The sequence below is a fragment of the Mycolicibacterium sp. SMGY-1XX genome (assembly GCF_059132455.1).
Window position 1 is genome coordinate 2,237,818 of record NZ_CP101139.1, and the last position, 24,913, is coordinate 2,262,730.

Consider the following 24,913-nt stretch of genomic DNA (forward strand, 5'->3'; position numbering starts at 1 on the left):
CTGTGCTCGCCGTGGCCACGATCGCTGTGCAGCTGGGCCCCGGCGACGAGAACTCCACGCCGTCGCAGGCGGGGAAGTGGTGCGCGAGAACAGTCATCGACTGAACTCGGTGCCGGGCGGCGAAGTGACTTTCGTCGAATTCCTGGACTTCGAGTGCGAAGGGTGCAAAGCGGTGTACCCGGCGGTCGAACAACTCCGTGCCGATTACGGCGACCGGGCGAATTTCGTGATCCGGTACTTCCCGATGCCGGGTCATTTCAATGCCGAGCGGGCCGCGCGTGCGGTGGAAGCGGCGGCACAGCAAGGCCAACTCGAGGAAATGTGCATGAAGATGTACGACACCCAAACCGAATGGGGAGAGCAGCGAGTCCCGGAGGACGGCGTATTTCGTTATTTCGCAACAGAACTCGGGCTCGATATGTCTGCCCACGACGCCGCCTACGCGGACCCCACGACACTGCAGCGTATTCAACTCGATATCGCCGACGGCCAAGCGCTCGGAGTGCAGGGCACCCCTACCTTTTTCGTGAACGGTGCTCGGCTGCAGCCACGCAGTTACGACGACCTCACGGACGCGCTCGACGAGTCGCTGGCCGGCTGAGGGGCGCGGCGTTGTGTGGGGGCTCACGTGGTACTGCTCCAGGTGGTACGTAGCCGGCCGGCGGTTTGCCCTGCATGTTTGGATATCGCCGAGACGGCGCGACGGGTCGCAGACTAGGTTCTCGGTAGTCAAGGTGTCCGTTAAACGAATGAGGAGCGGCGATGTCCGACGGGCTGGGTGGTCAAGTAGTGGCGCCGGTCTTACCCGGTGGTGGGGTGTTGCCGTTCCCTCCGATTCCGTCCGCCAGCGTCGCAGGCCGCACACTCGCGGAATCCACCTACACACCGCGAACGGTGCCGCGGCGTCTGCACCGGGACGCGCCCAACATCGTCATCATCCTGATCGACGACGCCGGTCCGGGGTTGCCCACGACCTTCGGGGGCGAGGTGACCACGGCGACACTGGATCGCATCGTCGCCGAGGGGGTGTCGTACAACCGGTTCCACACGACCGCGATGTGTTCGCCCACCCGTGCGTCATTGCTGACGGGGCGCAACCATCACGAGATCGGAAACGGCCAAATCGCCGAGCTGGCCAACGACTGGGACGGGTACGCGGGCAAGATTCCACGCTCGAGTGCCACCGTCGCCGAGGTGCTCAAGCAGTACGGATACGCGACGTCGGCGTTCGGTAAGTGGCACAACACGCCCGCGGAGGAGACCACGGCCGCCGGCCCCTTCGAGAATTGGCCCACCGGGCTGGGTTTCGAGTACTTCTACGGATTCCTGGCCGGCGAGGCCTCCCAGTACGAACCGCATCTGGTGCGCAACACCACCGTGGTGAGGCCGCCCCGCACCCCCGAGCAGGGCTATCACCTTTCCGAGGATTTGGCCGACGATGCGATCGGCTGGCTGAGGAGGCATCGGGCCTTCAATGCCGACAAACCGTTCTTCATGTACTGGGCCAGCGGCTGCCTGCACGGCCCACACCACATCATGAAGGAATGGGCAGACAAGTACGCCGGTAAATTCGACGACGGCTGGGATGCCTACCGGCAGCGGGTGTTCGAGCGGGCCAAGGACAAGGGGTGGATCCCGCAGGACTGCCAACTGACCGACCGTGACGAAACGCTGCCGGCGTGGGAGGACATCCCCGAGGACGAGAAGCCGTTCCAACGTCGGCTGATGGAGGTGGCCGCCGGATACGCCGAGCATGTCGACGTTCAGGTCGGCCGGATCGCCGATGAACTGGACAGCCTTGGCTACGGTGACAACACGCTGTTCTTCTACATCTGGGGGGACAATGGCTCCTCCGGCGAAGGCCAGAACGGGACGATCGCCGAACTGTTGGCGCAGAACGGGATTCCCACCACGGTCCGGCAGCACATCGATGCCCTCGACGAGCTCGGTGGGCTCGACGTCCTGGGTTCGCCGCTGGTGGACAACCAGTACCACGCGGGTTGGGCATGGGCAGGATCAACGCCGTACAAGGGAATGAAACTGCTGGCATCGCATCTGGGTGGCACCCGCAATCCGATGGCGGTGCGCTGGCCGGCGAAAGTGGCTGCCGACACCACACCCAGGGATGTGTTCCTGCACTGCAACGACGTGGTACCCACGATCTACGAAATCGTCGGTATCGAAGCCCCTCGGACTGTGTACGGAGAACCTCAGATCCCGCTGGCCGGAAGCAGTTTCGCGCGTACCCTGGTGGACCGCACCGCACCGGGCGGAAAGGTGACCCAGTACTTCGAGATCATGGGCAGCCGCGGCATCTACCACGACGGCTGGCTGGCCTGTGCACGCGGACCGAGGTTGCCCTGGGTTCCAGGTCAGCCCGAGGGAATCGCGACGTGGACACCCGATCACGACACGTGGGAGCTGTATGACCTCGACAACGACTGGTCGCAGGCTCATGACCTGGCCGGTGCGCATCCCGAGAAGCTCGTCCAGATGCGGGAGATGTTCGCCATCGAAGCCGCGCGCAACGCCGTGCTGCCGGTCGGTGGAGGTTTGTGGGTGCCGGTGTATCACCCCGAACTGCGTATCGCCCCGCCGTATTCGGAGTGGACCTTCGCCGGAGACATGGTGCGGATGCCGGAGTTCTGCGCGCCCGCGCTGGGCAACAAGAACAACGTCGTCACCATCGAGGCCGACATACCCGCTGACGCCAATGGTGTGCTGTATGCACTTGGGGGAGCTGCGGGCGGGTTGACCTGCTATTTCGACGGCGGCCACTTGTGCTACGAGTACAACCTGTTCATTCTGTCGCGCACCATCATTCGCTCCGCCGCCAAGATCGAGCCGGGCCGGACGACGATAACAGTGGCCACTCGATACGCCGAGCAGCGTCCGGCGGGTCCACTCGATGTCACCGTGACCATCGGCGAAGCCACCGTCGCGTCCGGTCGAGTTCCGGTGAGCGCGCCGCTGTTGTTCACCGCGAACGACTGCCTCGACATCGGCACGTGTCTGGGCTCGCCGGTGTCCCGTGACTACCACCATCGGGCACCGTTCCCGTTCGAGGGCCGCATCGACCGGGTTCACGTCGCCTACACCTGAATGGGTGCCCGTGCGACAGCGCGCTGTTGGACTACGGCGGGGCCCAGGATTGACCGGTGGGGCGGCGATAGGGCTCGAGTAGCTGGTCGACGGGTGCATAGTCGTCGGTGAGCACTTCGGCGTCACCGGTCCACGCGGTGAGGTCGGCGCCGCTGATGGTTTCCCACCCGGTGTTGTTGGCGTGCAGGGCGAGTTGGATGGCCGATGGATCGAGCGGTCGGTCGGAAGCGGCGACAACAAGATTGCCGCCGTCATTTCCGGGCCGGGTGCAGACCACGACGTGATCGAACACCCGGCCCAGGGTCACCACCTCGGCTCGCGCGAACGCCAGGTCGCCGTGATCGATCAGGTTGGCGGCGTAGACGCCGTCGTCGGTGAGCACCCGCTGAATGTCGGTCATCGCTTCGACAGTGGTCAGATGCCATGGGACACTCACGCCCCCGAACGCATCACCGACGATCAGATCCCGGCTGCCGGCGTCGAGGCGGCGCAGGCCGAGCCTGCCGTCTTCCACGCGGACGTCGATGCCGGCACCTGATTCCAGTGCCAGCTCGTCGCGGTCGATACGCACCACACCGGCGTCGATCTCGGAGACCAGACTGTCGGTGCCCGGCCGCGTCGCGGCGAGGTAGCGCGGGAAGGTCAGTCCGCCACCGCCGAGGTGATAGGCCGTCAATGCAGTGCCGGCCGGGAACGCGGCGTCGATCACCGAGGCAAGGGCGCGCACGTAGGCGAACTGCAGGAAGAGTGGATCGTCGACGTCGACATAGGAGTGCCGTACACCGTCCAGTACCAGCGTGCGACCGGTGTCGCGATCGGGGTCGGCGAGCACCCGGGCGCAATGGTACTGCGTTTCCGCATCGCAGCCGCCCGGCGCGAAATAGCTTGTGACACCGCCGGCCACGAGCGCCAGCGCCAGCCCTGCCGCCGCGGCGTTGCTCCACCGGCGCATGCGCCACGCGATCACGGCGCCGCCGACCATCAACAAAGCGCCCAGGCCCACCAGGATGGCACTGACCGGTAGGTGCGAGATCAGGACGAAGCCGGTGACGACGGTGCCGGCGATGGCGCCGACGGTGCCCACACCCGACAACTGCCCGACGACGGTCCCGGTCTCGGCGAGACGCAGCAGGCGCAACTTGGTCACCATCGGCGTCACCGCGGACAGCAGTGCGCCCGGCACCAGAATGGTCACAGACGCGATCACCAGGAGCGTGGGTGGCGCCCACTCCGCGACCGCACGCAGCGCCGCCGGGGTCAGGGCCACGACAGCCCCCGATACGGCGAGCGAGGGCCCGAGAAGCCGGCGCGGATCGATGCGGTCGGCGACGCGGCCACCTGCCCAGGAGCCGAGTGCGATGGCCGCGAGCGCGATCCCGATCACCAGCGTGCTGGTCTCCAGCGTCAGACCCAGGTAGGGAGCCAGCAATCGCAACGCGGTGATCTCGACCACCAGCACCGCGGCCGACGATCCGAACACCAGCGCCGCCGCGGCACGGGACCCCAGGCCGGTCGACGACGGCTCATCAGGTGACGGGGACGGTACGGTCACACGCTCCATCCTGACCCATGTCGGCCGAGGGCAGCCCCTCCGGCGCTTAATCTGTTGTTCGGAGGGAGGGGCGATCATGCGGGTGTTACTCGTCGAGGACGAGGAGCGGTTGGCCAGCGCGCTGGCTATGGGCCTGCGTGCTGAGGGTTTTGTGGTGGTGACGGCGCCGACGGGCGTCGAGGGGCTGCACGAAGTCATGGAGAACGCCTACGACGTCGTGATACTCGACATCATGATTCCGGAGCTCAGCGGCTACGAGGTGCTGCGGCGTATGCGGTCAGCCCAGCTGTGGACGCCGGTCATCATGCTGACCGCCAAAGACGGCGAATACGACCAGACCGACGCTTTTGATCTCGGCGCCGACGACTATCTGATCAAACCGTTTTCGTTCAAGATCCTGGTGGCTCGCCTGCGTGCGTTGATGCGGCGGGGCGCTCCGGAACGGCCGGTCATCTTGACGGCCGGATCGCTGTCGTTGGATCCGGCGCGGCGGGTGGTCTGCCGTGATGGCAAGTCAATAGCATTGACGCCCAGGGAATTCGGAGTGCTGGAGTATCTCATGCGCAACAAGGACGTGGTGGTGACCAAGAGCGACATCCTGGTCAACGTCTGGGACACGCACTACAAGGGACCGGCCAACGTCGTCGAGGTGTACGTCGGTTACCTGCGACGCAAGATCGATATTCCCTTCGGCACCAACACAATCGAGACTATCCGGGGCGTCGGATACCGGTTGTTACCTTAACGGCAATCTCATCGTCACGACGGTTCCGCCGTGTGCTCGGTCGGTGATGTCCACCGTGCCGTGATGGCCGGCTACGATCTCGGCCACGATCGCCAACCCCAGACCCGTGCCACCACCACGGCGGGAGCGGTCGGTGTCCAGGCGGACGAACCGGTCGAAGACCCGCACCCGGTCCGCCACCGCCACACCCGGCCCGTCATCACCGACCCGCAACACCGCAACCCCCTCGACCGCCGCCACCGACAACTCGATCACCGACGCCGCATGACGCACCGCGTTGTCACACACATTGCGCACCGCACGCCCCAACGCCTCGGCATCACCGACCACCGACACCGCCGCCACCTGCACATCCACCCGCAACGACGACGACACCACCGCCACCCGCGCCGCCTCCGCACCCAACACCTCATCCAGACGCACAGACTCACGCCGCAACGCCAACCCACGCTCATCAGCACGGGCCAACAACAACAAATCCTCGATCAACAGCTTCATCCGATGCGCCTCGGGCAACAGGATGTCGGTGGCCAGCTGGTGGTCGAGCAGTTGTGGGTGCGCTTCGGCGACTTCGAGCGCCGAGATGATGGTCGCCAGTGGGCTTCTCAGTTCGTGGGAGGCGTCACCGACGAACTGGCGCTGCGCCTTGTCGGCCAGCTCGATGCGGGCCAGCATCGCGTTCATGGTTTCCGCGAGCGCGGAGATCTCATCGCGCCGCGGGGGTACCGGCACCCGCTCATCGAGCCTGGATGCGGAGATCTCGGACACCTGCGCGCGAATGGCGTCCACTGTCTTCAGGGAGCGCTGCACCAGGCGGAAACTGACCATGGCCGCTACCGCGGTGACCAACAGCGCCGCAACCCCGAGCAGAATCGCCACGGAGATGACGGTGGATTCCACGGCATTGCTGTCGCCGCCGACCATGACGGTGAAACGGCCACTGTTGGTCTCGATGGTCTGCCCGCTCAACCGCATGTTGTCGTCGGGGGTGTAGTCGTCGCGCAGGGTTCGGGGCGCCTCCGAGCCGAACTCCGAGGGCGACACCAGTGGTGTGGCGGGGGCGCCGGCGGAACGGGCCACCACCTGGCCCGCGGCGTCGACCACCTGTACGGCTGACACATGATCGTTGGTGGCCAGCAGCGCACCGTCGAGCCCGGGCAGGCCTTCCTCGCGCAGCGTCGCCGCGATGTCACCGACCCTGGCTGCCGAACTGCCGTCGATGGCCAGGAACGACGTGAAGAGCACGCTGGTCGTCACGCCGAGCCCCGCCAGGAAAAGTGACAGGAGAACCACGGCCGCCGACACCACCGCAGAGCGCGCAGGGATACCCCAGTGCCCAGGACGCCGGAACCTGGGCAACATTGATGCCCGTGTCGCCACGCCGTCCATAGTGGCAGTGTCGCGCGATGCGGCTAAGAGGGCGCTGAGAAGGGTTTCTCAGCGCCCTCTCAGTGGCGGCGAAATACCATCTGCGCCGTGGAGCTGATCGGCGACGGCGACGTGGGTCGACTGGCGGTCGCCCAACGGCTTCGTGAGGTACGTCAGCACCTCGGGCTGTCCCACGCCGACGTGGCGGAGTACATCGGTATGGGCCCGGACGAGGTGGTGCAGATCGAGACCGGCGCCAGGAGCGTCGAATGCCTCGAATTGCGCCGGCTGGCAACACTTTACGCCTGCCCGGTCAATTACCTCCTCGGTATGGAGGATCCGTCCACCGGTACCACCTCGGCGCTGAACCGGGTTCTCGGAGAACTGCGGACCGAAGACCACGAACGCATCCTTCGATTCGCGCAGCTCCTGCGACGTCAACACACCCGCGCACCACAGCTGCGACTGGTGAAACCGGGCGAGGTGGCACCAGCATCCGGAACCGAGGCGCGCGTGACGGACACGCACCGGCCGCGAACCCGCCGGATCGATTAGCGACGCGCCCCCCGCACCACTCGTGCGCCAGTATGGAGGCGTGGCGGCGGCAGCGGAAGACACGGCGGTGTCCGGGGTGTCGCGGACGTGGGGTTTCTCCGGGCGCGCGGCCACCACTGCGGCAGCGGTGGTTCTGGTGGCCTGGGTCCTCGCGTCGGTGGGCTTCGTCCTACTGTTTCACCGCCTCCTGACGGCCGGGCTGGATGAGGCGGCGCGCGCACGAAGCGCCGACATCGCCGCTGCGTTGCAGGTTGAAGCGCCTTCGGAGATCGACGCCGGACTTCTGGCCACCGATCTGCGGGTGCGGGCGGTGCAGATCGTCGATTCCCGCGGCCAGGTGGTGCGCGGTTCGCGAGATGCCCCGGCCACACCCATGACGCCCACGGCCGGCGTCCGGGTCAACGAACGAACCGAGGGCGTCTACACCGTGGTGGTGGCCACCGATGCTGCTGCCGTGGGCCATTCGGTGCGGCTGGTCGCAGCAGTGCTCGCCGGCGCCACGCTGCTGGTGGTACCGGTGGCCGCCGGGGTCAACTATCTGATGGTGCGCCGATCGCTGCGCGCGGTCGAAGCCATGCGCTCCCGCCTCACCAGTATCTCGGCGGCAGATCTCGACGCGCGGGTCCCGGTGCCGTTGGGCCGCGACGACATCCAGGCGCTGGCCGTCACGATGAACGCCATGCTGGACCGGATCGAGTCCGGCCAGGCCCGGCAACGCCGGTTCGTGGGGGATGCGTCATACGCTCTGCAGGGCCCGGTCGCCACCATCTTGGCAGCGCTCGAAAGCGTTGGGAGACAACCACACCTGTTGAGTGGTGAGCTCGCGTCGACCACCCTGTTGCCCGAGGCGCATCGGATGAAGTTGTTGATCGAGGATTTGTTGTTGTTGGCCCGTGCTGATGAGCGTGGGTTGGCGTTGCGGCGTGAGCGTGTGCGTCTGGATGAGGTGTTGGGTGCGGAGGCGGCGCGGGTGGCGGTGGTGTCGTCGTCGTTGCGGGTGGATGTGCAGGTGGCGGCGGTGTCGGTGGTCGGTGATGCCGAGGCGTTGGGGCGCGCGGTACGCAATGTGTGTGACAACGCGGTGCGTCATGCGGCGTCGGTGATCGAGTTGTCGGTGGCGGTGGTCGAGGGGGTTGCGGTGTTGCGGGTCGGTGATGACGGGCCGGGTGTGGCGGTGGCGGACCGGGTGCGGGTCTTCGACCGGTTCGTCCGCCTGGACACCGACCATGCCGAGCCCCGCGGAGGTCTCAGCGGTGGCACGGGTCTGGGGTTGGCGATCGTGGCCGAGATCGTGGCCGGCCATCACGGCACGGTGGACATCACCGACCGAGCACACGGCGGAACCGTCGTCACGATCCGGATCCCGGGTGGACACGAAAGCTGACCGCGGCTCTCAGCGATTTCACAGCGGGGAGCGCCTAGGGTACGGCCGTTCTTCGGGCTAAGGTTCGCCTTACCTAATGGGGTAGCTCTGCAGACTGAGAGGTCGTCTACGTGAACGGTTTTCCCTTTGTCGCTGTGGCCGCGGCGGTGTTGGCGGGTGTGTCGTTGACCAGTTGCACGGCCAAGGAGTCGGCGTCCTCGGCCGCGCAGGACACCGGGGCGGCCGGGGCCGAGCAGGTCAGCGTGGAGGCCACCGACACCGAGTGCACCCTGTCGGGCACCGAAGGGGCCACCGGCGCCAACACCTTCGTCATCACCAACAACGGCACCAAGGTCACCGAGTTCTACGTCTACGGCGAAGGTGACCGGGTGATGGGTGAGGTGGAAAACGTCTCCCCCGGATTGCAGCGCACCCTGATCGTGCAGTTGACCCAGCCCGGCACCTACCAGACCGCCTGCAAGCCCGGCATGATCGGCGACGGCATCCGCGGTGACTTCACCGTGACCGGTCAGGAAGTGCAGGTCGACACCGAAGGCAAGTTCAAGGAAGCCTCCGACAACTACAAACGCTATGTGATCTCGCAGACCGAGGCGTTGGTGCCGGCGGTCGACGCCTTCGCCGCGGCCGTCAAAGCCGGCGACGTCGAGGCCGCCAAGGCGCAGTATCCGACGTCGCGGGTGTACTACGAGCGCATTGAACCGGTGGCCGAATCCTTCCCCAACGACCTCGATCCGCGTATCGATCTGCGTGAGGCCGACCTCGAAGACGGCCAGCGCTGGACCGGCTTCCATGCGCTGGAAAAGCAGCTGTGGGTCACCGGGCTGCAACCCGATGCCGCCGCGTTGGCCGATCAGTTGGTCGCCGATGTCAATGAACTGGCCCAGGGCGTCAAAGCCCCGGACTACAGCATCGATTCCACCCAGATCGCCGGCGGCGCGCAGGGCCTGTTGGATGAGATCGCGATCAGCAAGATCTCCGGGGAAGAAGACATCTTCTCCCACACCGACCTGTGGGATTTCAACGCCAACCTGCAGGGCTCCCAGACCGCGGTGGCCTCGGTGCGCCCGATCCTCGACGAGCGCAATCCCGACCTGGGCACCCGGGTCGATCAGCGTTTCCAGGACACCGAAGCCCTGCTGCTGCAATACCGCCAAGGTGACGGCTTTGTCTCCTACGACACCGTCACCGAACCCCAGCGCCAAGAACTCTCCCGCGCCATCGACGCCCTCAGCAAAGAAGTGAGCCAGGTCCAAGGTGTCATCGCCCCACAATGATTCAGGCGAGACGATTCAGGCGAGGACGGCGCGCTGTGCCAGCGACTCCAGCAGCACCAGCGCGTCGTTGAGCGCGGCGACCTCCGCCGGCGACAGGTCGAGCGCGGTCATCTCCACCAGGTCCGCGGCAGCAGCGCGTTGACTCTCCACGCCTTTGGTGGTGATCTGCACCCACATCTTGCGGCGATCCGAGAGATCCCGGAAGCGGCGAACCAGGCCCAGGTCTTCCAGTACCCGCATGTGTCCGGCAAACGCTTTCTGGGACAGACCCTCGTGTGCGGCCAGATCCGTGACGGGTACCCGGACACCGTCGCGCAGGACGTAGAGCAGTGAGCGCTGGGCCGGAGTCAACGTCTGGCCGTTGATCTCCAGGTGTTCCCGGCGGCGCAGTGACGAGATGACGCCGAACAGGCGGGAGTGCAGATCTTCGGCCAACTCGTGAACGTCGATGGGCGTTGCGTCAGATGGTCGGGCTTCCGCGGGCTGGTGCGGGACCGTCATGTGTGCACCGTGCCAGAGCAACGCTGAAGGCACGCTGAGAACCGTCAGGGCACGGAGAACGCGAGCACACCGCCGTCTACCCGGATACCGATTTCTTGGCCGACGTGGCCGACGTCGCCGGGTTGGCGCACCTCGAGCGAGGTCCCGTCCGCCAGGGCGACCCGCACGGCGACGTCTGGACCGTAGAAGCGGTGTCCGGTCACCACGGCGGTGACGGCGCCGGACTCGGCGATGCGGACTTGCTCGGGGCGGATGACAACAGTGACGCAACCTTCGCCCACCTCGTTGCTGACGGGGTGGCTGCCCAGGGCGGTGCTGACCACCCCGCGGTGGTGTTGTCCGGCGAGTTCGACTGTGCCGCCGACGAATCGGGCAACCTCCAGCGAGACGGGCCGCCGGTAGAGTTCATGCGGTTCGCCACATTGGGCGATCGACCCGGCCAGCAGGACGGCCACCTGATCGGCCAGCGACAGCGCCTCGGCCTGGTCGTGGGTCACCAGAATCGCGGTGGTCCCGGCCTCGCGGAGGATGGCGGTGATGTCTTCCCGGACCCGCACCCGGAGCCCGGCATCCAGCGAGGCGAACGGTTCGTCGAGCAGCAGTACGCGCGGACGGGCGGCCAGCGCGCGAGCCAGTGCAACACGCTGCTGCTGGCCACCGGACAACTGATGTGGGTGGGCGTCGGCCAGACCGTCCAGACCCACCACCGCCAGCCACTTCGCCACCACCGCGGCCCGCTCCGACCTCGACGTCCGGTTCAGCCCGAAGGCGATGTTCCCGGCCACCGTGTGGTGCGGAAACAACGCGCCTTCCTGCGGCATGAGCCCGACCCGCCGACGATGCGCGGGCACCGACATCGAACCGTCGGCCAGGGCAGCCCCGGCGACCCGGACGGTGCCGCCGTCCGGGTTCTCGAAACCGGCCAGGATGCGTAGCAGTGTCGATTTTCCACACCCTGACGGCCCGAGGACCGCGGTGACGGTTCCGGCCGCAACCTCGAGATCCACGCCCGTGAGAACCCGGCGCCGGCCGAAAGACTTGGTGATACCGGCGATTTCGACTTCCGCGCGGTCAGGCATCAAGAGTCCTCACCGTTCCGGACGTCCACACACCGAGCAGTGCCGTCGGAATCGCAGCGAAGACCAGCAGCGCCGCGGCGTACGGCGCCGCGGCGGCGTAGTCGCTGACCGAGCTGTATCCCCACAACCGCGTGGCAAGGGTGTCGACCCCGGTCGGGCGCAACAACAGCGTCACGGGTAGCTCTTTCATGCACGTGAGAAGGACAAGTGCTGCAGCAGAGGCGATTCCGGGAGCAGCTGCCCGCGCGGTGACCGCAAGGAACACCCGCACGGGGGAGTGGCCGAGCGATTGTGCCACCTCATCGAGTCGGGGTGGGCACGACTCGATGGCAGCACGCACCGACCCGACGGCCAGCGGCACGAACAGCACCAGATAACCCAGGATGAGCAGAGGCTCGCGTTGGTAGATCGGCAGCAACAGCAGCACGCCCACCGACACCATCGAGATCGCCACCACGATCGACGGCAGACCGTGCGCCAGGTAGCCGGCGCTTTCCAACAGCCGGGTGGCCGCGGTGCGGTACCGAGCCGCCAACAGACCGAGAGGCAACGCGGCCAGGGTGCACACCACGGCCGCCACCAGCGACAGCCAGACCGTGGCGGTCAGCGCGCTCCACCAGCGTTCGGTGTCCCACCGCAAGCCACCGGCAATCAGCCACTCCGCCAACGCGATCGAGGGGATGCCCATGGCGAGGGTGATGACCGTCAGGCCCGGCGCGGCAGCCAGGTGCCGCCACCGGCCCAGCCGGGCGCGCGGTGCGGGCCGTGGGGAACCGGGCCCCAGGCGCGACGCGGCCAGCCCGCGGGCCCAGCGTTCAGCGACCACCAACAGCACGGCGAAAAACAGCAGGATCAGGGACAGGACGGCCGCCCGGGACGGGTTGAATCCCGACCGGTAGGCACCGTAGATCACCCAGGTGAACACCTCATAACGCATCGCGGCCACCGCCCCGAAATCACTGAGCACATAGAGCGCCACCAGCAGCGCCCCCGCCGCGATGGCGGCGCGGGCCTGGCGCAGGGTGACCCGGAACAGCACCGCGACGCTGCCCAGCCCGAGCGACCGGGCCACCTCTTCGTGCGCGGGATCCACCCGGGCCAGCGCGGCCATGGTGGTCAACAGCACGAACGGATAGCTGACGAGCGTGAGAACCAGTGCGGCGCCCCAGAATCCGCTCACCGACGGGAACACCGACACCCACAGGAAGGCGAGCAGGTAGCTGGGCATCGCCAACGGCAGTGTCAACGCGACGGTCCACCACCGGCGTCCGCCCAGATCGGTACGTGACAGCAACACCGCGAACCCGACACCGAGTACCACGCACGCCGAGGTCACCACCCCCACCAGCAGCAGTGACCTCCCCACCAGCGCCACGGTGTACGGACGGCCGAGTTCGTCGACCACATATGCGCCGCCGCGTTCGAAAGCGCGCTGCCCCAGGTAGATCAGCGGCAACAGGGTGGTCGCGACCACCGCCCCCGCCGCGAGCAGCAGGAACACCGGTGGGCGGCCCGGCCGGCGACGAACACCGGCCCGGACCGCCCCGACGGTGATCAATTGGTGAGCAACCCGGCGTCCACCAGCATCTGCTGGGTGGTCTCGATGTCATCGAGCTGGGACAGATCGACAGCGGGCGGCTGCAGATCAGCCAGTGGGGGCACCTCGCCCACCACGGCCACTCCGTCGATCAGCGGGAATTCGGCGGTCTCCGTGGCGAAGTACTGCTGCGCGGACTCGCCGACGAGGTAGGCCGCGAACTCCTGGGCCGCTTCCGGATCCGGCGCGGTCTTGAGCACGCCCACCCCGGCCACGTTCACCAGACCACCCGGATCTCCCGGGGCCATGAACTGCAGTCGCGCCGCGACGTTCTCGGCGCCTTTGCTCTCCATGAGCTCGTACATGTAGTAGTGGTTGATCAAGCCCATGCCGATTTGACCGGAATCCACCGCATCCCGGATCTGGCCGTTGCTTTCATACGGCTGGGGATCGTTCGCCTTGAACGCGCGCAGCCACTCTTCGGCGGCTTCGTTACCGCGCAGGACACGCAGTCCGGTCACGAACGACTGCCACGACGCGTTGCCCGGCGCATACGCGATCTGACCGCGCCACTGCGGATCCAGCAGCGCGTCGACGGTGTCCGGAGGGCTGGGCACCATTTCCTGGTTGTAGACGATGGCGCGCGCCCGGCCCGAAACACCGACCCAGGTGCCGTCGGCAGCCGAATACTCGGCGGGGACCGCCGCCAGTGTCTCGGCGGCGATCGGAGCGAACAGACCGGCTTTCGACACCGCGCCCAGCGCTCCGGCGTCCTGGGACAAGAACACATCGGCGGGGGAGTTCTCACCCTCGGTGATGAGCTGGGCGGCCAGCTCACCCGAACCCGCGTAGCGGACCTCGACCTCCACACCCGTGTCCGAGGTGAATTGTTCGAGCAGCGGAGCGACGAGCTCCTCGCTGCGGCCGGAGTAGATGACGACTTTCTGGGCGGCGGCATCCGCGCTCGCCGGTGTGGACGTCTCCGGTGCGGAGTCGGAGCCGGAGCTGCAGGACGTGAGTGCGAGCATCGCCGCACACGCGCTGAGTCCGGCGGCGAATCTGAGTGTCGACCTGGCCATCGCCTACCTCGAATACCTAGTTGCTGTGGAGTTACTGTGCGGTTGCCGTAAATAACCTGGGGGCACCGCACTCACTGTGGACAAACGTCGCTGTGAAATCGCTGAGAGCTGTTCGATGCCCCATCCGGGCGCGGACTCTCGGTACCGTGTCTGGGTTGGACCCGAAGGCGCCGGGGGAGTTGTCGTCAGATCTGGAGATGCATCGTGCCGTTGAACACCATCGCGCTGGAGCTGGTGCCGCCGAATGTCGAGCGCGGAACCGGGTTCGCACGCGACGAGGCGCACAAGGTGCTGCGCCTGGCGGCGGAATCCGGGATCGAGGGGCGGATCGGCCACGTCATGATCCCCGGCATGATCGACGAGGACGACGACCGGCCCATCGACATGAAACCCAAGCTCGACGTGCTCGACTTCTGGTCGATCATCGCGCCCGAACTGCCCGGTGTTCGCGGGCTGTGTACGCAGGTGACGGCGTTCATGGACCAGGAGTCGCTGCGGCAGCGCCTCACCACGCTGGGCGCCGCCGGGTTCGAGGGCATGATCTTCGTCGGTGTCCCGCGCACACTCAAAGACGGCGAAGGCGGGGGTGTCGCGCCGGCCGACGCGCTGTCCCTCTACGGCGACATCGTGGGCAATCGCGGGGCGATCCTGATACCCACCCGCGAGGGCGAGCAGGGGCGCTTCTCCTTCAAGTGCGACAAGGGCGCCAACTTCGGGATGACGCAACTGCTCTACTCGGATGCCATCGTCGACTTCCTGACCGAACATGCCGCCACCACGGATCTACGGCCGGAGATCCTGCTGTCATTCGGTTTCGTGCCGAAGATGGAGGCCAACGTGGGTCTCATCAACTGGTTGATCCAGGATCCCGGTAACGACGCCGTGGCGCGGGAGCAGGAGTTCGTCGCGACCCTGGCAGGCAGCGATCCCGACAAGCGGCGCGGGCTGCTGGTCGAACTCTACAAGCGGGTGATCGACGGAGTCGCTGAGCTCGGTTACCCGTTGAGCATTCACTTCGAGGCCACCTACGGCGTCTCGAGAGCCGCCTTCGACACCTTCGCCGAGATGCTGGCCTACTGGTCACCGGATCAGGCAAGCTGACCCAAGAGCGAGCGCCCCGCCCGCGGGTAGGGTCCGGCCATGGCAGACAGTCGCAATCGGAACAAAGCCAAGCAGGCGCGACGTGACGCCCGGCAGAACAAGGCGCGCCGGCACTCGCAGCGGACAACGCAGGACGAAGCACCGCTGATCGACGAGATCCGCGAAGCCCTTGCCGGGCATCCGCTGGATCTGCTGTTCATGGGCAGCATGGTGATCGAGGCCTCGGCGCCGGCGAACACCCCGTTGTTGACCTCACCGGACGAGGTGGCGCCTCCCCGGTTGGACGAACTCTTGGCCGCCTTCATCGGAACACCCGTTCCCGAAACCACCGCGTTGCTGGCCGTCCTGCGTGAGTTGGTCGACGATGACCTCTTGCGCGCCCGGTGCCGGCGGGAGGTCGCCGCGCGCCACGACAGCCTGCCACGCTGGCTCACCGAACTGGCCGACACCACCGTCGTCCGAACGGTCCGGATGACCGACGTATTCGGTGACGCTGATGAACTGCTTGTCGGTGTGCGGCTCGCCGACGGGCAGGAGATCACTTGCGCAGTTCACGTCGACCATTTGATGATGTCGTCGGTCAAGGACGCGTTCTTCGTGCCGGAGTCCATCAGCACCGTGCTCGGTGTCGCCACGTCGAGCAACACCGATCCCGACACCAGCTTCCACGAGATGGAGCCGGCGGAGTGTCGCGTCCGTCTGCAGTATGCGCTGCAGCGGCCGCCGTCGCTGCTGCTGGTGCACCAGTCCGACACCTGGCCCAGCAGCCGGGCGCTGGTGCGGTGGCTGGTCCGGCTGATGCCCGGCGAAGGCTCGGCTTTCACTGTGCCGGAGAAGATTCCGGTCGACGAGGACCTGCTGGACCGGTTCTTTGCCTCACCGCTCGCGGCGTCGATGAATGGTCGAGATCACCGAGAGCTGCTTCGGCTGTCCATCGACGACGGCACCGGGGACCCGCTGCGCTGGAGCGAGGTGCGTGTCCGGGAGCTGCTGAGCACCGCGGTGGTGTTCGACGACGAGATCCCGGTGGCGACGCAGCTGGACCTGCCGGCGCTGCTGCGTGCATTCGTGCCATTCGCCCACGCCGAGAGCGGGATTCGGCCCGAGCTGACCTCCGACGCCCTGGCCGCCATCGATGACGCTGCCGACCTGTACCGCGCCGAGGTGCTCGACGAGGCCGGCGACAGAGACGACTGAACATCAGAACGTCCCGCCCCCGCAGTGATTTTCGGCTTTGCCCAGGACTGTGGTCCCGGCCGCGTCGACACCAGGACGCTGCGCCACAGACCTCCGGCACGGCGTGCCACAAACTGTGATATCTGTCGCGCTGACGGGCCACAACTGGCATCTGCGTCGCGCCGGTGTCAGCATGCTAGGGGTGTTCTCGAGATTCGCAGTACTGCAGGTGGTGACATGTTGACGGGCGTCACATCGTTTGCTCGGAAGTGTCGCTGGTATTTGCGCGCACTGGGACGCAACCCGCTGGTTCGCCTCAGCGACCGGCTCGAGGCCTTTGCCGTTCTGGGAGTTCTGGTGCTGGCACTCATTGCGGTACCTGTCTCGGTACATCTCGGGAGCAAGACCTACGAGTCGCGGATGCACACGGCCGCAGAGCAGACCCAGACCCGCCACTCCGTGGAGGCCGTCGTCGTCGAAGGCAGCATGGGCATGCCGGCGGACTTCGACAGCCCTGCCTACGTCCAGGTGGAGTGGCGCGAGGGAGCGGTGACCCACAACGCTCAGGTCATCAGCCCCGAGACCGTGAAGGCGGGGGCGCCGCTGACCATCTGGCTCGACGACAGCGGGAAGGTGGTCGGTGCCCCCCTGACCCCGGTCGATGCGAAGGTGAGCGCACTGGGGGTGGCGTGGACCATCTGGATCAGTGCCGTGGTGCTCAGTGTGTTCGCCGCGTTGGTGGTCCGGCAAGGGCTGGACCGCTCGCGCGCCCGCGCCTGGGAACGCGAACTGCTTCTGCTCGCGCACAACGACGACGGCTGGGCGAACCGCCACACCTGAGCCCGGCTGACTAGACTCGCCATCTCGTGGCTTACATATTGCAGCTGGACTCGTCCGCCAATCTCGCCTCCTCGGTGTCCCGCCGGCTCACGGGGGAGTTCGCCCAGCGCTGGGCTGCTGCGGGCCCGGGCCGCGAGATCCGCCACCGGGACCTGCACGCCGAGCGGTTGCCGCACCTGCCCACCAACGCCCTGCACTTCGCCGAAGCACTGCGGCCGCAGGACGCGGTGCCGCCCACCGCCGAGGCCGCCGCACTCCAGTCGGTGTTGCTCGAAGAACTGGCCGGCGCGGCCGCGGTGGTGATCGGTACGCCCATGTACAACTTCTCGATGCCGTCGACGCTGAAGGCGTGGCTGGACTATGTGCATGTCATCGGCGTCAATTCGCCAGCCGCCGAAGGAATCGCGCCGTTGCGCTCCAAGCCTGTGGTGGCGGTGTCCGCGCGCGCCACCCCGACCGGCGCGGACACCCGCACGGATCCGGTTCTTGCGCCGTTCTACGCCATCCTCGGCGGCTTCATGAGCATGGACGTCCATGGCGTCGTCGTGCACACTGAACCGCCCGCCGCACCCGGCGACTTCCACCGTCCGGTCGACGAGGTCCGGGCCGAGCTCACCGCGCTGGCTGACAGCTGGCCCTGAGGCTAGGCGAGCACCCACGGGTCGCTGGCGCCCAGCGCCCACGGATACGGCTGCCCGTCGCGCTGCACCGTGGTCGAGGTGCTCGGCGGGATGACCCCGGCACCGGTCAGTCGAGCCACCACCTGAGCGATGGCGTTCGTCACCGCGTACATCGCGTCGCCGATGAACTGCACCGGGAACACCGCCAACGCCGCGATGTCACTCACCAGGAAGATCCCCTGGTCGGCCACGGCCCGCAGCTGGTCGGTGATGTCGGTGGTGAAGGTGTCCACGTAGTAGGGGATGGTGGCGAAGATGGTGCGCAGACTCAACGCCACGTTGGTCTGGATGTCCGGCCAGCCGTACATGTCGATCGCGTCCTGCAGGGCCTGATGCAGATCTTCGGGATCGACGGTGCTGGTGCCGAGATCGGCCAGGGGCACGCCGTCGGCGTCGCTTCTCGGGTTGAGACCGAACATGCTCACCACGGTGGGCGTGACGTCGACGATCGAATACTGCAGGTTCATCTGCCCGTCCCCGTAACCGGGTCCGTCGACGATCACGAATGTCGATGTCTCGTCCGGGGATTGGAAGCCGTGACCGAAGCCCTGCTGCGGCTGGTGGCCGTGGTCGGTGACCATGATGATGGTCCAGTCTTCGCAGGTGCTGGGGCCGGCCGCGCAGGTGGCGGCCTCCCGCTGCGCCACCGCGTCCAGGATGAGCCCGACGTTGGTGTCGGCGCGCTGAATCGCCGCCGCGTACTCCGGTGACGCGCCGCCGTAGAGGTGGCCGGCTTCGTCGACCCCGGTCATGTAGGTGAACAGGAAGTTGGGCACGTCCTGATAACCCAGCTCGGTGCCCAGGATGGATTTCACGGTCTCGTTGGTGACCGCGGCATCGGCTTCCGCATAGACGGGGTCGTTCTCGCCCTGCGGGATGTAGATCACCACGTCGGCCGGTGTCGTGCCGCCATTGGCGATATCGGCGATCACCTTCCAGTCCGCGATCGCCTTGGTCTCGATATCCCGGTTGTACTCCTCGAGCTGGTTGAAGACCGTCGGCCAGGAGTAGTAGGTCGACGGGGTGAAGACGTTGTTGATCACTCCGCTCTTGGTGTCCCACACGCCGGTCAGGATGGCGGTCCACGACGGGTTGGAGATGGTGGTGTGGCCGACGATGGTGGATGCCGACGTGGTGCCGGTGTCCATCAGCTCGAAGAAATTGGTGTTGGCCGGGTCGTCGAGGATGCGGCTGAGATTGGTGCCGTCCACGCCGATCACCAGGACCCGCTGTTTGGTGGGGTCCACCACCTGAGCGGTGACGTCGGCGGTGGTGATGGCGCGGTTGCGAGTGGTCGAGGCCGTGGCGGCGCTGACGGTGGTGGCGGCCGCCGGCGCGGGCAGCAACGGCAGCGGAAGGAGCGGAACCTTCGGGGTACGCGCCGGCAGGTAGGAGGACAGGATCTGCCGCTGCGGCGCAGGCGTCACCACTGTTTGGGCGACGGCTGTCTGAGCGACGTCGGCTTCGGGCGCCGGCGACGTACTCGCCTGTGCGACAACAGCCTGGGTGACCTCGGCGGGAGCTTCGCTTGTGGCGGGGGTGCTCTCGGGCCTGCGGACTCCGAAACTGCGGGTGCCGGCAGCCTGGGTGGGGGCCGCCTCAGTGTCGGAGTCCGCGTCGGTCTTTGTGCCTGACGCTGATCCCGCCGTGCGGCCGGTATTTCGGGTGGGGGAGTCGCTGGGCTCGGTACTGGCGTCGGCGCCTGCGGAAGCGGTGCTCGGCTGCCGGTCGGCCGAATAACTCGACCGCTGCCCGTCGCGCCGAGAAACCTTGCGCGACGGGGCTTCTGAGCTATCAGAAGTCTTCGAGGCCTCAGAGGAGGACGTGGCACCGGAGTCCGATGCGCTCGGTGAATCGGTGGGCTCGGCACAGGCAACGCCGGTGGCCAACACCGAGCCCGCGCCGGCGACCACACCCGCTACCGCAACACCAAGGCACAACTGCTTCACCGTCGTCACGACACGATCTCCCCTCGGATGTTCGGGCATGGCTGGTGCCCTCGCGCGCGACGGCAGGAGTCCAGGTGGTGCAGAGGTTACAAGCCGTGCGGCGGCCGCGGATCGGTTTCTGGACTGCGCGTCAATAATTCATGTCGGTGTGGGTCGCCAGTGGGGGGCGGGGCGCAACGACTCAGTTCCGGCGCATGGAGCCGATGTAATAGGTCTCTTTCCCGCTCGGGTAGCCGCCACCGGTGGTGGCGATGTGAATGTGGTCGAAATGGTTCGCGGTTTCGTTGCCGTAGTCGGCGGTCCAACTCGGCGCGCCCACGCCGGGGTAGAAGCCCTGCCGCCAGATCACGTGAAGGACACCCCACCGATCGGCGTTGGCCAGTGCAAGTCCGGCGATCTGGTTGCCGAGCTGAATCCCTTCCTCGCTGTTGTGGTTCGGGATCATCACATCGATGGCCAGCCCCTCCGGGTGCCACCGCAGCGGATCCTGCCGATACCCGCCGATGGTGGTCACCTCGGGGAACAGCACACTGATGGCGCGGGCCACCCAGATGGTCCGGACCTGCAGGCCACCCTCGGGTGCGACGCCGGCCGGCAATGCGAACGGGACGTCCTGGGCGCCGACGGGCACGCTCGCCATCAACGGCGCGGCATCGGCAGCCAGCGCCGCGCTGGGCTCGGTGGCATCGAGGGCCTGACCGGCAGGCAAAGCCGTCGCGGGCTCGACAGGGCGCGGTGGCGGTGCACTCTGGGCGTAGAACATGGCGGCGGACACCGTCAAGGACGCACCGATCGCCAGCCAGCGGCCCCGCGAGCTGGTCAGCACTCCTTTGCCCACGAGCAGCACCATAGCGCCACGGCAGCGAGCCGGCAGGCGATCCGGGGGGAATAGTGCGGCGGGCGACGGGCATTCTGCTTCGAGAAGGCCACTGTGAGGAGACTCGGATGAAGTTCGGTATCTCGACGTTCGTGAACGACGACAGCATCGACCCGGTGACACTGGGCCGCGCCGTGGAGGAGCGAGGCTTCCACTCGCTGGTGGTGGCTGAACATTCGCACATCCCGGCCAGCCGCGAGTCCGCCTATCCGGCCGGCGGCGAGCTGCCGTCGGTGTACTACAAGACACTCGACCCGTTTGTTCTACTCGCTGCGGCCGCCGCGGTGACCGAGAACATCGAACTGTTCACCGGGGTGGCACTCCTGATCCAGCGCGATCCGATCCACACCGCCAAAGAGGCCGCGAGCATTGATCTGATCTCGGGTGGCCGGTTCGTGTTCGGTGTGGGGGCTGGCTGGAATCTCGAGGAGATGCGGCATCACGGCACCGACCCCAAGACCCGCGGCGCCCTCCTGGACGAGCGTATCGAAGCGATCAAGGCGCTGTGGACCGAGGAACCGGCCGAATACCACGGCAAGTATGTCGATTTCGACGCCTCCTACAGCCGGCCCAAGCCGGTGCAGAAGCCGCACCCGCCCATCTACATCGGCGGCGACTCCGATGCCACGGTCAGGCGCGTCATTCGCCATGGGGCAGGTTGGATCTCGAATCCGCTGCCGGTGGAGTCGCTGTCCAAGCGCATCGATCAGATGCGTGACGGCGCCGGCCACGACGTGCCGCTCGCGCAGTTCGGCACCCCGGCAGACCCCGAGTATTGGCGCGCCTCAGACGAACTGGGCTTCGATCAGGTGGCGCTGCTGTTGCCGTCGCGGCCCACAGATGAGTCACTGCGGTTGCTCGACGAGTACGCCGCACTGGTGGACAAGTATCGGGGCTGACCCTCGATCGGACTCGGGACTTCAGGCGGTGTGACCGCGCCAGATGCCCGAAGTGTCAAAGTGCGTGGTGCGGGCGGTTCAGAGCAGTTTCTCGAGGGTGATCGGCAGGTCGCGGATACGCCTACCGGTGGCGTTGTAGACCGCGTTGGCGATGGCACCGGGAACCCCGACCATGACGACCTCGCCGAGTCCCTTCACCCCGATCGGTGCGGCGATATCGTCACGCGCGTCCAGGAAGTGGGCATCCAGTGCGGGAACGTCGGCGTTGACCGGAACCAGGTAATCGGAGAGGTTGGCGTTGACGATACGACCGTCGCGGTGATCGGTTTCGGCTGCCTCCAGCAGTGCCATTCCGATGCCCTGGGTCATGCCACTGAGAGCCTGGCTGTGCGCCAGACGCGGATTGATGATCCGGCCGGCGTCGTACACGGCGTAGATGCGCCGGATGCGCACGGTGCCCAGCAAGTCGTCGACGCCGACCTCGGCGAACACCGCCCCGTAGGAATGCATCGAGTAGCGACTCGACGCGTCGTCGGGGGTATAGGTCTGTGCGGAGTCCAGACTTTGTAAACCTCTGCGGCGCAGGAGATCCTGATAGGTCTCACCCCGCCCGGGCGCACTGCGAAGGTGCATACGGCCGTCGGTCACCACAACGTCCTCGGGACGTGCGCCGGTCAGCGGTGAACCGGGGTCCAGCACCGCGGTGCGGATCGCCCGGTCCCGCAGCATGTCAGCGGTCAGGGCGATGCTCGAGCCGACGCTGAGCATGGTCTGCGATCCGTATTGCACGGCGGCTCGCGGAAACTGGGTGTCTCCGAGTGAGAAGCGGACCCGGTGCAGCGGCAATCCGAGCGCATCGGCGGCCACCTGGGTCATCGATGTGTAGGTTCCCGGTCCGATGTCGCTGGTGGCGGCGAACACGTCGACGGTGCCGTCGGCATTGATCCGGGCCGACGCCGAGGATTCGTTGCGCACTACATGGTAGAGCGCCGCGGCGGTGCCCATCCCGATCAGCTGGTTGCCTTCGCGAACTGCACGCGGCGTCGCATTGCGTCGCGACCAGCCGAACGCCTGGGCGCCTTCGCGGAAGCAGTCGGTGACCCGGCGGGTCGAGAACGGCACATCCTTGCTCTCGTCGCGGCTCGGCTCGTTGCGCAGCCGCAGTTCGATCGGGTCCATACCGAGGCGTTCGGCCAATTCGTCGAGAGCGCATTCCAGGGCGAACGCGCCGGTCACCGCACCGGGACCGCGCATATATGTCGGCTCGCTGGTGTCGAGCGCGACCACCCGGCCGGAGGTGCGGATGGCCGGCGAGCTCCACAGGAACTGCGTGCCCTGGGTCGGCGCCTCCTGATAGCTGCCGTACCGGGACACCTCCACTTCGCTGTCGTGCTCGATGGCGGTGATCCGGCCGTCGGCGCCGGCTCCGATGGCCACGCGCTGGCGGCTGGCCGGTCGGTATCCGATGGCTGCGTACATCTGTGGGCGGGTGAGGGTGAGCTTCACCGGACGGCCCACCTGACGGGCCGCGTGTGCGGCCAGCAGCTGGTGCGGCCAGGTCTCGCCGGCGCTGCCGAATGCGCCGCCGACGAACGGGGAGACGACACGGATGTTGTCGGCGGGGATGCCCAGCGCGTCGGCGTACGCGTCACGCGAGTAGTGCACGCCTTGCACTTTGTCCCAGACGGTGAGTCGGTCGCCGTCCCACGCCGCGATGGTGGCCGGAATCTCCATGGGGTTGTGGTAATTCCGCGCAATGGAATACGTGCTCTCGACGACCGCTGACGAGGCGGCCAGCGCGGCGGCAGTGTCACCGCGGGAATAGTCGGGGCTCGAGCCCGCCGCGGGTGGCGCGCCCGGTTCATCGAAGTCGGTGTGCTCGCTGGCCTGCCGGTAGCGTACCGAAACCTGTTGCGCTCCGTGGGTTGCGGCTTCCAGCGTGTTGGCGACCACGATCGCCACCGGCTGTCCGAAGAACCACACACCGGCACCCCAGGGCAGAGTGACACCGGTGAAATCGGTGAGCACTCGCACCACGTCGGGGTGAGCTGTCGCTGCATCGGTGTCGAGGCCGTCGATGTCGCCTCGAGAGATGGTCGAGGTCACCAGGATGGCGTGCAGGTGATCGGGCACCGGGTTGTCAGCGGCATAGCGCGCCTGGCCGGTGACCTTGAGCCGGCCATCCACCCGGGTGATCGGCTGTCCGCTCAGTGGGGCGGCCGCGGGAACCGGGCCCGTCATGGCAGCCCCGCCACGGTGGTCAGCTGGCGTTGGACGGTGCGTTTGACCAGTTCCACTTTGAATCCGTTCTCCGACAACGGTTGTGCGCCGTCGCCGGCGGCTGCAGCGGCTTCCCGCCAGAGGGTGGGCACGGCTGGGCGTCCGATGAGTCGCTCTTCGACGGCAGGCAGCCGCCAGGGCACGGTGCCCACGCCGCCCACGGCCACCCGGGCGGCGCGCACCGTTCCGCCGACCAGATCGAGTGCGACCGCGGCTGAGCACAGGGCGAATTCGTAGGAGGCTCGGTCACGGATCTTGAGGTAGCCCGAGCGGCGGGTATCCGGGCGCACCGGGACCTCCACCGCGGTGATGATCTGACCGGGCGACAGGTTGTGCTCGACGTCGGGGGTGTCACCGGGTTGCCGGAAGAACTCGGCCACCGGGATCGACTGTTCGCCGTCGGAGTCTTTGACGACGACGGCTGCGTCCAGTGCCACCAGGGCCACAGCGAGATCGGACGGATGGGTGGCCACGCAATGATCGCTGGTGCCGAAGATGGCCAGCGTGCGGTTGCGACCCTCGATCGCCGCGCACCCCGCCCCGGGGTCGCGCCGGTTGCAGGCGGCGCCGACGTCGCGGAAGTACAGGCAGCGCGGCCGCTGCATGAGGTTGCCGCCGATGGAGGCCATGTTGCGCAGCTGCGCCGAGGCGCTCAACTCGAGAGCTTGGCTGATGACGGGAAACTGGTCGCGAACTCCCGGGTGGTCGGCGAGTTGGGCCATCCGGACCAGGGATCCGATGCGCAGGCGCGCCGAGTCCAGCTCGATGTCGCGGTAAGGCAGCCCGTTGATGTCGATGATGCGGTCTGGGCGTTCCACCGTCTGACGCATCAGGTCGACCAGCGTGGTGCCCCCGGCGATGTAGCGGGCTCCGTCGGATCCTGCTCGGATGGCTGCGGATTCGTCTGCGGCGGTGCTGAATTCGAAGGGGAACAC

20 protein-coding genes and 2 pseudogenes are annotated in these 24,913 nt (G+C 67.0%); 11 read left to right on the plus strand and 11 right to left on the minus strand.

The window, feature by feature from the left end; translation table 11 throughout:
• Positions 1-11 precede the first annotated feature (11 nt).
• Both NL241_RS10975 and NL241_RS10980 read left to right on the plus strand, forming a co-directional pair.
• Positions 12-601 (plus strand): annotated as a pseudogene (locus NL241_RS10975) (DsbA family protein).
• A gap of 161 nt (positions 602-762) precedes the next feature.
• On the plus strand, positions 763-3,102 hold the full coding sequence (locus NL241_RS10980; protein ID WP_494397530.1) for an arylsulfatase: 2,340 nt from the start codon (positions 763-765) through the stop codon (positions 3,100-3,102).
• A 31-nt stretch (positions 3,103-3,133) separates the two neighbouring features.
• Here the strand turns inward: NL241_RS10980 and NL241_RS10985 are convergent, their stop codons facing one another.
• Positions 3,134-4,654, minus strand: coding sequence for a fused MFS/spermidine synthase (locus NL241_RS10985; RefSeq protein WP_487697388.1), 1,521 nt, complete (start codon positions 4,652-4,654; stop codon positions 3,134-3,136).
• A gap of 76 nt (positions 4,655-4,730) precedes the next feature.
• Between NL241_RS10985 and NL241_RS10990 the strand changes: the two genes are divergently transcribed.
• The gene (locus NL241_RS10990) at positions 4,731-5,399 is read left to right on the plus strand and encodes a response regulator transcription factor (RefSeq protein ID WP_494397531.1); all 669 of its coding nucleotides are present in this window, start codon (positions 4,731-4,733) and stop codon (positions 5,397-5,399) included.
• On the opposite strand, the gene NL241_RS10995 is transcribed toward NL241_RS10990, so the two are convergent.
• On the minus strand, positions 5,391-6,761 hold the full coding sequence (locus NL241_RS10995) for a sensor histidine kinase (RefSeq protein ID WP_494397532.1): 1,371 nt from the start codon (positions 6,759-6,761) through the stop codon (positions 5,391-5,393). The genes NL241_RS10990 and NL241_RS10995 overlap by 9 nt on opposite strands.
• A 114-nt stretch (positions 6,762-6,875) precedes the next feature.
• Between NL241_RS10995 and NL241_RS11000 the strand changes: the two genes are divergently transcribed.
• The 3 genes from NL241_RS11000 (at position 6,876) to efeO (ending at position 9,980) form a co-directional block, all read left to right on the plus strand.
• Complete coding sequence (locus NL241_RS11000; RefSeq protein WP_487697384.1) at positions 6,876-7,322, plus strand: helix-turn-helix domain-containing protein; 447 nt, start codon at positions 6,876-6,878, stop codon at positions 7,320-7,322.
• A gap of 40 nt (positions 7,323-7,362) precedes the next feature.
• Positions 7,363-8,706 carry a HAMP domain-containing sensor histidine kinase gene (locus NL241_RS11005; RefSeq protein ID WP_494397533.1) on the plus strand — a complete coding sequence of 448 codons (1,344 nt, stop codon included), beginning with the start codon at positions 7,363-7,365 and terminating at the stop codon, positions 8,704-8,706.
• A gap of 110 nt (positions 8,707-8,816) precedes the next feature.
• Entirely contained in the window at positions 8,817-9,980 is a 1,164-nt protein-coding gene (gene efeO, locus NL241_RS11010; protein WP_494397534.1) for an iron uptake system protein EfeO, read from the plus strand.
• Positions 9,981-9,995: 15 nt separating this feature from the next.
• Here efeO and NL241_RS11015 read toward each other — a convergent pair whose 3' ends face one another.
• The 5 genes and pseudogenes from NL241_RS11015 to NL241_RS11035 all read right to left on the minus strand — a co-directional run bounded on the left by NL241_RS11015 (position 9,996) and on the right by NL241_RS11035 (position 14,176).
• The gene (locus NL241_RS11015) at positions 9,996-10,481 is read right to left on the minus strand and encodes a MarR family winged helix-turn-helix transcriptional regulator (RefSeq protein ID WP_487696747.1); all 486 of its coding nucleotides are present in this window, start codon (positions 10,479-10,481) and stop codon (positions 9,996-9,998) included.
• A 44-nt stretch (positions 10,482-10,525) separates the two neighbouring features.
• Positions 10,526-11,038 (minus strand): TOBE domain-containing protein, encoded by a 513-nt coding sequence (locus NL241_RS11020; protein WP_494398282.1) that lies wholly within the window; start codon positions 11,036-11,038, stop codon positions 10,526-10,528.
• Positions 11,039-11,119: 81 nt separating this feature from the next.
• A pseudogene (locus NL241_RS11025) lies at positions 11,120-11,452 on the minus strand (ATP-binding cassette domain-containing protein); the annotation flags it as partial.
• 100 nt (positions 11,453-11,552) lie between these two features.
• Complete coding sequence (locus tag NL241_RS11030) at positions 11,553-13,115, minus strand: ABC transporter permease (protein ID WP_494398283.1); 1,563 nt, start codon at positions 13,113-13,115, stop codon at positions 11,553-11,555.
• The gene (locus NL241_RS11035; RefSeq protein ID WP_487696748.1) at positions 13,115-14,176 is read right to left on the minus strand and encodes an iron ABC transporter substrate-binding protein; all 1,062 of its coding nucleotides are present in this window, start codon (positions 14,174-14,176) and stop codon (positions 13,115-13,117) included. Before NL241_RS11035 ends, NL241_RS11030 begins: the two co-directional genes overlap by 1 nt.
• Positions 14,177-14,380: 204 nt before the next feature.
• On the opposite strand from NL241_RS11035, the gene NL241_RS11040 reads away from it, so the two are divergent.
• From NL241_RS11040 to NL241_RS11055, 4 genes are all read left to right on the plus strand, one after another.
• Positions 14,381-15,277 (plus strand): mycobacterial-type methylenetetrahydrofolate reductase, encoded by an 897-nt coding sequence (locus tag NL241_RS11040; protein WP_487696749.1) that lies wholly within the window; start codon positions 14,381-14,383, stop codon positions 15,275-15,277.
• A gap of 39 nt (positions 15,278-15,316) precedes the next feature.
• Positions 15,317-16,474: a hypothetical protein gene (locus NL241_RS11045; protein WP_494397535.1), complete on the plus strand. Its 1,158-nt coding sequence runs from the start codon at positions 15,317-15,319 to the stop codon at positions 16,472-16,474.
• A gap of 261 nt (positions 16,475-16,735) precedes the next feature.
• The gene (locus NL241_RS11050) at positions 16,736-17,293 is read left to right on the plus strand and encodes an Rv1733c family protein (RefSeq protein WP_487696751.1); all 558 of its coding nucleotides are present in this window, start codon (positions 16,736-16,738) and stop codon (positions 17,291-17,293) included.
• A gap of 26 nt (positions 17,294-17,319) precedes the next feature.
• On the plus strand, positions 17,320-17,934 hold the full coding sequence (locus tag NL241_RS11055) for an NAD(P)H-dependent oxidoreductase (protein WP_494397536.1): 615 nt from the start codon (positions 17,320-17,322) through the stop codon (positions 17,932-17,934).
• Positions 17,935-17,936: 2 nt separating this feature from the next.
• Here NL241_RS11055 and NL241_RS11060 read toward each other — a convergent pair whose 3' ends face one another.
• Both NL241_RS11060 and NL241_RS11065 read right to left on the minus strand, forming a co-directional pair.
• Positions 17,937-19,931 (minus strand): alkaline phosphatase family protein, encoded by a 1,995-nt coding sequence (locus tag NL241_RS11060; RefSeq protein ID WP_494397537.1) that lies wholly within the window; start codon positions 19,929-19,931, stop codon positions 17,937-17,939.
• Between the two features lie 172 nt (positions 19,932-20,103).
• Positions 20,104-20,772: a VldE C-terminal domain-containing protein gene (locus tag NL241_RS11065; protein WP_494397538.1), complete on the minus strand. Its 669-nt coding sequence runs from the start codon at positions 20,770-20,772 to the stop codon at positions 20,104-20,106.
• Positions 20,773-20,867: 95 nt separating this feature from the next.
• On the opposite strand from NL241_RS11065, the gene NL241_RS11070 reads away from it, so the two are divergent.
• Complete coding sequence (locus NL241_RS11070; protein WP_487696755.1) at positions 20,868-21,698, plus strand: LLM class F420-dependent oxidoreductase; 831 nt, start codon at positions 20,868-20,870, stop codon at positions 21,696-21,698.
• A gap of 78 nt (positions 21,699-21,776) precedes the next feature.
• Here NL241_RS11070 and NL241_RS11075 read toward each other — a convergent pair whose 3' ends face one another.
• Together NL241_RS11075 and NL241_RS11080 are read right to left on the minus strand one after the other, a co-directional pair.
• Positions 21,777-23,939, minus strand: coding sequence for a xanthine dehydrogenase family protein molybdopterin-binding subunit (locus NL241_RS11075; RefSeq protein WP_494397539.1), 2,163 nt, complete (start codon positions 23,937-23,939; stop codon positions 21,777-21,779).
• Positions 23,936-24,913, minus strand: a complete 978-nt coding sequence (locus tag NL241_RS11080; protein ID WP_494397540.1) for an FAD binding domain-containing protein — start codon at positions 24,911-24,913, stop codon at positions 23,936-23,938. Before NL241_RS11080 ends, NL241_RS11075 begins: the two co-directional genes overlap by 4 nt.